The organism is Stenotrophomonas sp. GD03777, assembly GCF_029842485.1.
GTDB classification, from domain to species: Bacteria; Pseudomonadota; Gammaproteobacteria; order Xanthomonadales; family Xanthomonadaceae; genus Stenotrophomonas; species Stenotrophomonas sepilia.
Genome location: NZ_JAOCGL010000111.1, coordinates 1 through 11,592 on the forward strand (window position 1 = coordinate 1; position 11,592 = coordinate 11,592).

The 11,592-nt window shown below is 63.9% G+C and carries 11 protein-coding genes and 2 tRNA genes; all 13 read left to right on the forward strand.

The window, feature by feature from the left end; genetic code table 11:
- Positions 1-384 (forward strand): molybdopterin dinucleotide binding domain-containing protein (locus tag N5E02_RS17720; RefSeq protein ID WP_279946561.1); only part of this gene is annotated, 384 nt, incomplete at its 5' end.
- The gene (nuoH, locus tag N5E02_RS17725; protein WP_065186670.1) at positions 381-1,475 is read left to right on the forward strand and encodes an NADH-quinone oxidoreductase subunit NuoH; all 1,095 of its coding nucleotides are present in this window, start codon (positions 381-383) and stop codon (positions 1,473-1,475) included. The genes N5E02_RS17720 and nuoH, both read left to right, overlap by 4 nt.
- Positions 1,476-1,478: 3 nt before the next feature.
- Positions 1,479-1,967, forward strand: a complete 489-nt coding sequence (gene nuoI / locus N5E02_RS17730) for an NADH-quinone oxidoreductase subunit NuoI (RefSeq protein WP_005417924.1) — start codon at positions 1,479-1,481, stop codon at positions 1,965-1,967.
- Between the two features lie 9 nt (positions 1,968-1,976).
- Positions 1,977-2,633 carry an NADH-quinone oxidoreductase subunit J gene (locus tag N5E02_RS17735; protein ID WP_005417923.1) on the forward strand — a complete coding sequence of 219 codons (657 nt, stop codon included), beginning with the start codon at positions 1,977-1,979 and terminating at the stop codon, positions 2,631-2,633.
- Positions 2,630-2,935 carry an NADH-quinone oxidoreductase subunit NuoK gene (gene nuoK / locus N5E02_RS17740; protein WP_005417921.1) on the forward strand — a complete coding sequence of 102 codons (306 nt, stop codon included), beginning with the start codon at positions 2,630-2,632 and terminating at the stop codon, positions 2,933-2,935. The genes N5E02_RS17735 and nuoK overlap by 4 nt, the downstream gene beginning before the upstream one ends.
- Positions 2,936-2,942: 7 nt before the next feature.
- Entirely contained in the window at positions 2,943-5,108 is a 2,166-nt protein-coding gene (nuoL, locus tag N5E02_RS17745; protein WP_279946562.1) for an NADH-quinone oxidoreductase subunit L, read from the forward strand.
- A 23-nt stretch (positions 5,109-5,131) separates the two neighbouring features.
- Complete coding sequence (locus N5E02_RS17750; RefSeq protein WP_005410452.1) at positions 5,132-6,640, forward strand: NADH-quinone oxidoreductase subunit M; 1,509 nt, start codon at positions 5,132-5,134, stop codon at positions 6,638-6,640.
- A gap of 15 nt (positions 6,641-6,655) precedes the next feature.
- Entirely contained in the window at positions 6,656-8,116 is a 1,461-nt protein-coding gene (gene nuoN, locus N5E02_RS17755) for an NADH-quinone oxidoreductase subunit NuoN (RefSeq protein ID WP_065179770.1), read from the forward strand.
- Between the two features lie 127 nt (positions 8,117-8,243).
- A tRNA-Met gene (locus tag N5E02_RS17760) sits at positions 8,244-8,320 on the forward strand.
- An 82-nt stretch (positions 8,321-8,402) separates the two neighbouring features.
- Positions 8,403-8,479, forward strand: a tRNA-Met gene (locus tag N5E02_RS17765).
- A gap of 367 nt (positions 8,480-8,846) precedes the next feature.
- A complete protein-coding gene (gene rimP, locus N5E02_RS17770) occupies positions 8,847-9,437 on the forward strand; it encodes a ribosome maturation factor RimP (protein WP_005417913.1) in 591 nt (196 codons plus the stop codon).
- A gap of 4 nt (positions 9,438-9,441) precedes the next feature.
- Entirely contained in the window at positions 9,442-10,953 is a 1,512-nt protein-coding gene (gene nusA / locus N5E02_RS17775) for a transcription termination factor NusA (RefSeq protein WP_005417911.1), read from the forward strand.
- A gap of 92 nt (positions 10,954-11,045) precedes the next feature.
- On the forward strand, positions 11,046-11,592 hold a 547-nt coding region (locus N5E02_RS17780; RefSeq protein WP_279946563.1), incomplete at its 3' end, for a translation initiation factor IF-2 associated domain-containing protein.

Here is an 11,592-nt window from a genome sequence, read left to right on the forward strand (position 1 = left end):
TTCACCGACCTGGCCGGCCTGCGTGCCAGCCTGGCCCCGGTGTCGGTCACCGTCGCTGCTTCGGCGCAGCCGGCAGTTGCCGGTGAAGGCCTGGAAGTGGCTTCGACTGCCGCGATCTACCGCACCGATGCGGTGGTCCGTCGCGCGCCGGCACTGCAGTCGCATCCGCTCAACAACGCCCCGCGCATCGTGCTGAACGCAGAAGATGCCGCTCGCCTGCAGCTGCAGGAAGGGCAGATGGCCAAGGTCGGCACCGACGCCGGCAAGGCCACCCTGCCGGTGGTGGTCGACGCCCGCGTCGCTGCGGGTTCGGTCTGGATTGAATCGGGCCACGGCGCGACCGCGCCGCTGGGTGCCGCACGCGTATCGGTGGTGGCTGCATGAACGAATTGCTGTTGAACGCGGTCGACCCGCTGCACCAGTGGCTGCTCGGCCTCGGTGACATCGGCGCGCTGATCTGGATCATCCTGAAGATCCTGGTGATCGCCGTTCCGGTGATCATCTCGGTGGCCTTCTACGTGGTCTGGGAACGCAAGCTGATCGGCTGGATGCACGTCCGCCACGGCCCGATGTACGTGGGCATGGGCATCTTCCAGGCCTTCGCCGATGTCTTCAAGCTCCTGTTCAAGGAAGTGGTCCAGCCGAGCAGCGCCAACAAGGCGATCTACCTGCTGGCGCCGCTGATCACCCTGGCGCCGGCCTTCGCGGCCTGGTCGGTGGTGCCCTTCGATTCGCAGATCGTGCTGTCCAACGCCAACGCCGGCCTGCTGTATCTGCTGGCGATGACCTCGCTGGGCATCTACGGCATCATCCTGGCCGGTTGGGCGTCCAACTCGAAGTACGCGTTCCTGGGCGCCATGCGCGCCTCGGCGCAGATGATCAGCTACGAAATCGCCATGGGCTTCGCCCTGGTCGGCGTGATGATCGCCTCGGGCAGCCTGAACCTGAGCAACATCGTCGCTGCGCAGGCCGGCAGCTCCGGTTTCTTCGACTGGTTCCTGCTGCCGCTGTTCCCGCTGTTCGTCATCTACTGGGTGTCGGGCGTGGCTGAAACCAACCGTGCGCCGTTCGACGTGGTGGAAGGCGAGTCGGAAATCGTTGCCGGCCACATGGTCGAGTACTCCGGCGGCGCCTTCGCCCTGTTCTTCCTGGCCGAATACGCAAACATGATCCTGATCAGCTTCCTGATCTCGATCTTCTTCCTCGGCGGCTGGCTGAGCCCGGTCCAGGGCTGGGTCGACTTCGGCAATGTCTCGCCGCTGGTCGACTGGATCTGGAAGGGCGGTGCACCGTGGTTGTTCGTCAAGGTGTTCTTCTTCGCCAGTGCCTACATCTGGTTCCGTGCCAGCTTCCCGCGCTTCCGCTATGACCAGATCATGCGCCTGGGCTGGAAGGTCTTCATCCCGCTGGCCATTCTGTGGATCGCGGTTACCGCCGTCATGGTGTTCTTCGGCGTGATTCAAAAGGGCGTCTAAGTGATGAACAGGATTACCCATTACTTCAAGAGCCTGCTGCTGCTCGAACTGCTGGCCGGCCTCTGGCTGACGCTGAAGTACAGCTTCAAGCCGAAGTACACGATGATGTACCCGATGGAGAAGTTCCCGCAGTCGCCGCGCTTCCGTGGCCTGCACGCCCTGCGCCGTTATCCCAACGGCGAAGAGCGCTGCATTGCCTGCAAGCTGTGTGAAGCGGTGTGCCCGGCGCTGGCCATCACCATCGACTCGGCCAAGCGCGAGGACGGCACCCGCCGCACCACCCGCTACGACATCGACCTGTTCAAGTGCATCTTCTGCGGCTTCTGCGAAGAAAGCTGCCCGGTGGACTCGATCGTCGAAACCCACATCCTCGAGTACCACTTCGAGAACCGTGGCGAAAACATCGTTACCAAGCCGCAGCTGCTGGCCCTTGGCGACCGTCTCGAGTCCGAGATCGCCGAGCGTCGTGCCGCCGATGCCGCTTACCGCTGAGGTCGAGAGATGGATTGGGTAAATATCGCTTTCTGGGTGTTCGCCATCGCGGCAACGGTTTCGGCCGGTGCGGTGATCAGCGTGCGCAACCCGGTTCACGCCGTGCTCTGCCTGGTGCTGACCTTCTTCTCCATTGCCTGCGTGTGGCTGCTGGTGGGCGCCGAGTTCCTCGGCGTGGCGCTGGTGCTGGTCTACGTTGGCGCGGTGATGGTGCTGTTCCTGTTCGTGGTGATGATGCTGGACATCGACCCCACCAAGCTGCGTGAGGGCTGGGTGCGCTACCTGCCGGTCGGCCTCATTGTGGCGGTGGCGATGCTGGCGCAGATGCTGATCCTGATCGGCGTCAAGGCACGCTCGGTCACGCCGTTCCCGGCCGACAACGCCGCTGCGGTCGCCGCCGACAGTTCCAACATCACCTGGCTGGCACGCACGCTGTTCACCGAGTACCTGCTGCCGTTCGAGTTCGCCGCCGTCATCCTGACCGTGGCCGTGGTTGCCGCCGTGATGTTGACCCTGCGCCGCCGTACCGGCGTCAAGAGCCAGAACCCGGGCGAGCAGACCATGGTCAAGGCCGGCCAGCGCCTGCGCATGGTCAAGATGGGTGCCGAAGCACCGGTCGTGCACAGCAACAGCAAGCCGGCCACCGGCGAGGAGACCCAGCCGTGATTACCCTTGGCCACATCCTTGCGCTTGGCGCGGTGCTGTTCGCCATCAGCCTGGCCGGCATCTTCCTCAACCGGAAGAACGTCATCGTCCTGCTGATGTCGATCGAACTGATGCTGCTGTCGGTGAACATCAACTTCGTCGGCTTCTCGCGCCAGCTGGGCGATCCGTCCGGCCAGCTGTTCGTGTTCTTCATCCTGACCGTCGCCGCCGCGGAAGCCGCCATCGGCCTGGCGATCCTGGTGACCCTGTTCCGTACCCGCCGCACGATCAATGTCGGCGAAGTCGATTCGTTGAAGGGCTGATCCACAGATGGAAATCACTCTCTCCAAGAGTCTGTTGATCGCAGTGGTGCTTGCGCCGCTGTTCGGCAGCATCATCGCCGGCCTGTTCGGTCGCCAGGTCAAGCGCTTCGGCGCGCAGACCATCACCATCCTCGGCGTCGCGGTGGCCTGCAGCCTGTCGATGTACACGCTCTACCAGCTGCTGTGGGGCGGCGCACAGCCGTTCAACCAGAACATCTACACGTTCTTCGAAGTCGGCCAGTACTCGGCCCACGTCGGCTTCATGGTCGACAAGCTGACCGCGATGATGATGGTGGTGGTGACCTTCGTGTCGCTGCTGGTCCACATCTACACGATCGGCTACATGCAGGACGATCCGGGCTACCAGCGGTTCTTCAGCTACATCTCGCTGTTCACCTTCTCGATGCTCACCCTGGTGATGAGCAACAACTTCCTGCAGCTGTTCTTCGGCTGGGAAGCGGTGGGCCTGGTGTCGTACCTGCTGATCGGCTTCTGGTTCAAGCGCCCGACCGCGATCTTCGCCAACATGAAGGCGTTCCTGGTCAACCGCGTCGGTGACTTCGGCTTCCTGCTCGGCATCGCCGGCGTGCTGTGGGTGTTCGGCACCCTGGACTACTCGCAGGTGTTCTCGCAGGCCGGCATGCTGGCTGATCCGCGCGCCCAGCTGCAGATCTGGGACGGCACGATCCTGGGCATGCAGCTGCTCAACGAGCCGGTGATCTGGTCGATCGCTACCGTCATCTGCATCTGCCTGTTCATTGGTGCCATGGGTAAGTCGGCCCAGGTCCCGCTGCACGTGTGGCTGCCCGACTCGATGGAAGGCCCGACCCCGATCTCGGCACTGATCCACGCCGCGACGATGGTGACCGCCGGTATCTTCATGGTCACCCGCATGTCGCCGCTGTTCGAGCTGTCGCAGACCGCGCTGAACTTCGTGCTGTTCATCGGTGCCACCACCGCGTTCTTCACCGGCCTGATCGGTATCGTGCAGAACGACATCAAGCGCGTCGTCGCGTACTCCACGCTGTCGCAGCTGGGCTACATGACGGTTGCACTGGGCGTGTCGGCCTACTCGGCAGCCGTGTTCCACCTGATGACCCACGCCTTCTTCAAGGCGCTGCTGTTCCTGGGTGCCGGCTCGGTCATCATTGCCATGCACCACGAGCAGGACATGCGCAAGATGGGTGGCCTTCGCAAGTACATGCCGATCACCTTCATCACCATGTGGATCGGTACGCTGGCACTGGTGGGTACGCCGTTCTTCTCCGGCTTCTACTCGAAGGACACCATCATCGAGGCCGCCGAGCTGCACGCGCACCTGTCCGACAACTGGGTGGCCACCTACGGCTACTGGGCAGTGCTGGGTGGCGTGATCGTCACCAGCTTCTACAGCTTCCGCCTGCTGTTCCTGACCTTCCACGGCAAGGAGCGTTTCCGCGACGTGCATCATGACGATCATGGTCACGGCCATGACGCTCACCACGCCGCCGACGCCCACCACGGCGATGCGCATCACGATGACCACGGCCATGGCCACGGTCCGCATGAGCCGCACGAAACCCCGTGGGTGGTGACCCTGCCGCTGATCCTGCTGGCCATCCCGTCGATCGCCATCGGTTTCTTCAGCATCGGCCCGATGCTGTACGGCACCGACTGGGCCGGCCACCATGCCCACGATGCCATCAAGGGCCAGGCGCATACGTTCTTCACCGGAATCGTCGACTTCTACGATCCGGCCAAGAACACCATCGGCTTCCTGGGTGAGGAGTTCCACGGCCCGGTCGCCTTCGCGCTGCACGGCATGATGGCTCCGGCGTTCATGCTGACCGTTGCGGGCTTCCTGCTGGCCGCACTGTTCTACCTGTGGAAGCCGGACCTGTCGGGCAAGGCGCGCAAGACCTTCGCTCCGCTGGTGTCGGTGCTGGAAAACAAGTACGGCTTCGACAAGCTGTGGATCGATGGCTTTGCCGGTGGCAGCGTCAAGCTGGGCAAGGTCTCGCGCTGGATCGACAGCAACATCGTCGACGGCGTGGTCAATCTCTCGGCACGTGTTGTGGACGTTGCAGCCGGCGTGCTGCGTCGTACCCAATCCGGTTTCCTCTATCACTACGCCTTCGCGATGATCATCGGCCTGATTGCCCTGCTGGGCGTGCTGATGCATTACCTGCGTTGATGACCTGTACGGAATAAGAAGACGTGTCGAACTGGCCTCTACTCAGTGTCCTCATCTGGCTGCCGATCATCGGTGGCGCCCTGATCCTTGCGATCCGTGATGCGCAGACCGCCCGCTGGGCGTCGCTGGGCGTAGCGGTGCTGACGTTCGTGGCGAGCCTCTCGCTGCTGAGCGGCTACAACGCGGGCATCGACGGTCTGCAGTTCGTCGAGACCCATGCCTGGATCCCGGCGTACAAGATCGGCTACAACCTGGGCGTGGACGGCATTGCCGTGGCGCTGATCCTGCTGACTACCCTGGTCAGCGTGCTTGCCCTGATCGGCGCCTGGAGCGCCATCGACAAGCGCGTGAACCAGTACGTGGCGGCTTTCCTGATCCTGGAAGGCGTCACGGTCGGTATCTTCGCGGCGACGGACGCGATGCTGTTCTACGTGTTCTTCGAGGCGATGCTGATCCCGATGTTCCTGATCATCGGTGTCTGGGGCGGCCCGCGTCGCATCTACGCTGCGCTGAAGTTCTTCCTGTACACCTTCCTCGGCTCGGTGCTGATGCTGGTGGCACTGATCTACCTGTACATGAAGGGCGGCAGCTTCCAGCTGGCCGACCTGTATGCACTGCCACTGTCGGCCAAGGAACAGACCTGGATCTTCTTCGCGTTCCTGATCGCCTTCGCGGTCAAGGTGCCGATGTTCCCGGTCCATACCTGGCTGCCGGACGCCCACGTGGAAGCGCCGACCGCCGGTTCGGTGATCCTGGCCGCCATCGCCCTGAAGATCGGTGGCTATGGCTTCCTGCGCTTCAACCTGCCGATCGTCCCGGACGCGTCGCAGGAATGGGCCTGGCTGGTGATTGCGCTGTCGTTGATCGCAGTGATCTACGTTGGCCTGGTCGCCCTGGTGCAGGACGACATGAAGAAGCTGATCGCCTATTCGTCGATCGCGCACATGGGCTTCGTCACCCTGGGCACCTTCATTGCCCTGTGGCTGGTCCGTGAAGCCGGCAACGCCGATGCCGCCCGCCTGGGCCTGCAGGGCGCCATGGTGCAGATGATCTCGCACGGCTTCGTCTCCGGCGCGATGTTCTCCTGTGTCGGCGTGCTGTACGACCGCATGCACAGCCGCCGCATCGCCGATTACGGCGGCGTGGTCAACGTGATGCCGTGGTTCGCCACCTTCGCCATGCTGTTCTTCATGGCCAACGCGGGCCTGCCCGGTACCAGCGGTTTCGTTGGCGAGTTCATGGTCATCCTGTCGGCCTTCCAGCGCAATCCGTGGATCGCGCTGGGCGCGGCCACCACCCTGATCATCGGCGCCGCCTACACCCTGTGGCTGTACAAGCGCATCTTCTTCGGTGAAGTGGCCAACAGCCATGTTGCCGAACTGAAGGACATCAACGGCCGCGAATGGCTGGTGCTGGGCGTGTTCGCCATCGGCGTGCTGGCCCTGGGCATCTATCCCAAGCCGCTGACCGACCTGATGGAGCCCTCGATCGCGAAGCTGGCGATGCAGATCGCATCCAGCAAGCTGCTGTAATTCCAGGATTTGATGATGACCACCTCGCCGCTGCTGCCATTGACCGCCGCTGACCTGCCACCGCTCGCTCCCGAGCTGGTGCTGATCGGCAGCGCCTTCGCCCTGATGATCCTCGACCTGTTCGTCAGCAACCGGAACAAGATCGTCACCCACCTGTTCTCGCTCGCTGCGCTGGCCGTGGTGCTGTTCATGCTGGTCACCGGCGTGGGCGGGCAGGGCGAGGTCTTCCATGGCATGTTCGTGCGCGATACTGCCGCGGACGTGATGAAGACCGGGATCGTGCTGCTCAGCGGCCTGACCCTGGTCTACGGCTGGCGTTACCTGCGTGACCGCAACCTGTTCCAGGGCGAGATCCCGGTGCTGATCCTGTTCGGCACCGCCGGCATGATGATCCTGGTGTCGGCCGGCAGCCTGCTGATGGTCTACCTGGGCCTGGAACTGCTGGCGCTGTGCTCCTACGCCCTGGTCGCCAGCAACCGCGAAAACGGCCTGGCCTCGGAAGCGGCGATGAAGTACATCGTGCTCGGCTCGCTGGCCTCTGGCCTGCTGCTGTACGGCATGTCGCTGATCTACGGCGCTACCGGCAGCCTGCACCTGGACGTCATCCGTGACGCCATCCCGCACTCGGAAGAGCGCGTGCTGCTGATCACCGGTGCGGTGTTCATGATCGCCGGCGTCGCCTTCAAGCTGGGTGCCGCACCGTTCCACATGTGGCTGCCGGACGTGTACCAGGGTGCCCCGGCACCGATCGCACTGTTCATCAGCTCGGCGCCGAAGCTGGCCGCCTTCGGCATGGCCTACCGCCTGCTGGAAATGGGCGTGGGTCCGCTGTCGACCGAACTGCAGCTGCTGATCGCCGGCCTGGCCGCAGTCTCGCTGGTCATCGGCAACCTGATGGCCATCGCGCAGAGCAATCTCAAGCGCATGCTGGCGTTCTCCACCGTCTCGCACATCGGCTTCCTGCTGATGGGCATCGCCGGTGGTGGCGCACAGGGCTATGCCGCTGCGCTGTTCTACGCACTGGCCTACGCCATCATGTCGACCGCCGCCTTCGGCGCGATCATCGCGCTGTCGCGTGCCGGCTTTGAAGCCGAGAACATCGAGGACTTCAAGGGCCTCAATGCCCGCAACCCGTGGATGGCCGGCCTGGTGCTGTGCATCATGGCGTCGCTGGCCGGCATCCCGCCGTTCCTGGGCTTCTGGACCAAGCTGGCGGTGCTGGGCGCGGCCGTCAACGGCGGCCTGCTGTGGCTGGCCATCCTGGGCGTGCTGTGCGCCGTGGTCGGCTGCTTCTACTACCTGCGCGTCATCAAGGTCATGTACTTCGATGAGCCGGTGGGCGAGGCCATGCCGCGCAACAACGACCGCGTGCTGGGTGTGGTGCTGGGTGTCAATGCCCTGGCGCTGCTGGCCTTGGGCCTGGCCTGGAACCCGATCATGGTCTGGTGCCAGCAGGCATTTGCGCATCTTGCATAAAAGTTGACACAAAGCTGCGCGATTCGTGTAATATGCGCAGCCTGAGTTGTCACTGCAGCGGTTCAGCCAGAACATCGTTGCGGTAGCCTTCCTCGAAAGAGCAGGGCAGCAGTTCAAACACTTCCGGTGCGGGGTGGAGCAGTCTGGCAGCTCGTCGGGCTCATAACCCGAAGGTCGCAGGTTCAAATCCTGCCCCCGCTACCAACTTCGGATCGGCGCCAACCGATTTGATGAATGAGGGGAAGCTTGCAGTTTTTGGAGCAACCGCTCATAATTCCGCTTCTGATGCGGGGTGGAGCAGTCTGGCAGCTCGTCGGGCTCATAACCCGAAGGTCGCAGGTTCAAATCCTGCCCCCGCTACCAAGTAAGGAGATCGCCTTCGAAGTGCTGCTTCGAGGGCGTTTTTCTTTGGGGTCTGCGTCGTTTCTGCGTGATCGGGGTCAGACCCCTTTTCCCGTGGAAAAGGGGTCTGACCCCGGGTCCGCACCTTGCACCAGCGCGGTGCAGCCGCTATCATCAGCGGCCTAGCAGTACCCCTGAAGGCGGCCTCCCAGCGGGAGTCCGGACCCGGAAGGAGGGCCGCAACCGGCAGGCAATGCAGGTTGCAACCGGAATCCAGTCACCGGAGTCTTTCCGGAAAAGGGGCCCAACGGGCCCTTTGTCGTTTCCGGGGCGTCATGTTTCCACGCCGGCCAAGGCCGGCACCCAACCATAGAGATCAAGGCAGGCTGTGAGCGACAAGGCAACCGACATCGCGAATCTGCTCGCCCCGACCGTTGTGTCGCTGGGCCTGGAGCTGCTGGGCGTTGAGTATCTGCCGGCCCCCGGCGGTGCGACCCTGCGCCTTTACATCGACGTGCCGCTGGCTGAACAGCCCGAGCGCATCATCAATGTCGACGACTGCGAGCGGGTCAGCCGCGAAGTCTCGGCGCAGCTGGACGTCGAAGACCCGATCAGCGGCAACTACACGCTGGAAGTGTCCTCGCCGGGCGTGGACCGCCCGCTGTTCAACCTGGAGCAGTTCGGTCGCCACCAGGGTGAATCGGCCAAGGTCACGCTGAAGCTGCCGCAGGACAACCGTCGTCGCCTGCAGGGCCGCATCGAAGCGATCGACGAGGCTGCGGGCACCATCACCTTCATCGTCGACAAGGCTGAAGTGGTCGTGTCGGCCGACAACATCGACAAGGCACGGATCATGCCCGACTGGGTGGCGCTGGGGCTGGCCCCGAGCAAGCCGACCGGTCCGGCGCCGAAGCGTCCGAAGCCGAACACGAATTCTTCTTCCAACGAGCCGGCGGCAAAGAAGCCGCGCGCGGAGTGAGCCAATGAGCAAGGAACTGTTGCTGGTAGTCGACGCAGTCGCCAACGAGAAGGGCGTGCCGCGTGAAGTGATCTTCGATGCCATCGAGGCCGCCCTGGCCTCGGCAGCGAAGAAGCGCTATCCCGAGGAGGAAGTGCTGACCCGCGTGGTCATCGACCACAAGGATGGCAGCTACGAAACCTTCCGCCGCTGGGAAGTGGTGGCCGATGACGTGGTGATGGAATCGCCGGATCGCCAGATCCGCCTGATGGACGCCGTCGACGAGGCCGAAGGCGTCGAGGTCGGCGACTACATCGAAGAGCAGATCGAGAACCCGGACTTTGGCCGCATCGCTGCCCAGGCCGCCAAGCAGGTCATCGTCCAGCGCGTGCGCGAAGCCGAGCGCCAGCAGGTCGTGGATGCATGGAAGGATCGCGTGGGTGAGCTGATCACCGGTGTGGTCAAGCGCGCCGAGCGCGGCAACATCTACGTCGACCTCGGTGGCAATGCCGAAGGCTTCATTCCGAAGGACAAGGGCATTCCGCGCGACGTGCTGCGTGCCGGCGACCGCGTGCGCGGCTACCTGGCCGAAGTGCGCTCGGAGCCGCGTGGCCCGCAGCTGTTCATCAGCCGCGCCGCGCCGGAGTTCATGATCGAGCTGTTCAAGCTGGAAGTGCCGGAAGTCGGCCAGGGCCTGGTGGAAATCAAGGCCTGCGCCCGCGATCCGGGCGACCGCGCCAAGATCGCCGTGCTGGCCCACGACCAGCGCACCGATCCGATCGGTGCCTGCATCGGCATGCGCGGTTCGCGCGTGCAGGCCGTGTCCAACGAGCTCAATGGCGAGCGCGTGGACATCGTGCTGTGGAACGACAACCCGGCCAACTTCGTCATCAACGCGATGGCTCCGGCCGAAGTGCAGTCGATCATCGTCGATGAGGACAAGCACTCGATGGACCTGGCCGTTGCCGAAGACCGCCTGGCCCAGGCGATCGGCAAGGGCGGCCAGAACGTGCGCCTGGCCAGCCGCCTGACCGGCTGGCAGCTCAACGTGATGACCCAGGACCAGGTCACTGCCAAGTCGGAGGCCGAGCAGGCTGCCGCCCGCCAGCTGTTCATGGACAAACTGGAAGTGGACGAGGAAATTGCCGGCATCCTGGTCAGCGAAGGCTTCGGCACCGTCGAGGAAATCGCATATGTCCCGGTCGGCGAACTGCTGGCCGTGGAAGGTTTCGACGAGGACATCGTCGAAGAGCTGCGCGCTCGTGCCCGCGATGCGCTGCTCAATGAGGCCCTGGCAGTCGAGGAAGGCCTTGAAGACGGCCAGCCGGCGCAGGACCTGCTGTCCCTGAAGGGCATGGACGAAGCCACTGCATATGCGCTGGCCGGCCACGGCGTGCGTACCAGCGAGGACCTGTCCGACCTGGCCGCCGACGAGGTCATGGACTTCGGCATCGAAGGACTGGATCAGGCGCGCGCCGCTGCGCTGATCCTGGCCGCCCGTGCCGAGGAGATCGCCCGACTGGAACGCGGCGAATGAGCCGGCAATGAACAGGGCCCTGAGCCGCTCAGGGCGTAGAATCCGCGCCACCTCCAGATGCGGGGGGGCGCCCACAAGATCATAGGATCCGAATGTCGCAGCAAACCACCATCCGCAAGCTTGCCGAACTGGTCAACACGCCGGTCGAAAAACTGCTGGAACAGCTGGCCGGTGCCGGCATGAAGTTCAGCGGTCCCGACCAGGTCGTGACCAGCTCCGAGAAGGTAAAGCTCCTGGGCTTCCTTCGTCGTTCGCACGGCAAGCCCGAGCAGGCCCCGGAAGAGACCGATCAGTCTGCAAAGAAGATCACGCTCAACCGCCGGAAGCAGCAGGAAGTGACGGTCAATTCCGGTCGCAGCAAGACGACCGTGAATGTCGAGGTGCGCCAGAAGCGTACCTACGTCAAGGATGGTGCTCGCACCATGACGCCGGACGAAGAGCGCGCCGACATCCTGCGCAAGCTGGAAGAGTCGCGTGCGCGCAACCTCGCCGAACAGCAGGCCCTGGCCGAGAAGGATCGTCTTCGCGACGAGGCCATCGTCCGTGCCCGTGAGGAAGAGGCTGCCGCCAAGGAACGCGCCGAGGCCGAGAAGAAGGCCGCCGAGGAAGCTGCGGCTGCGGCCAAGGCGGCCGAGGCAC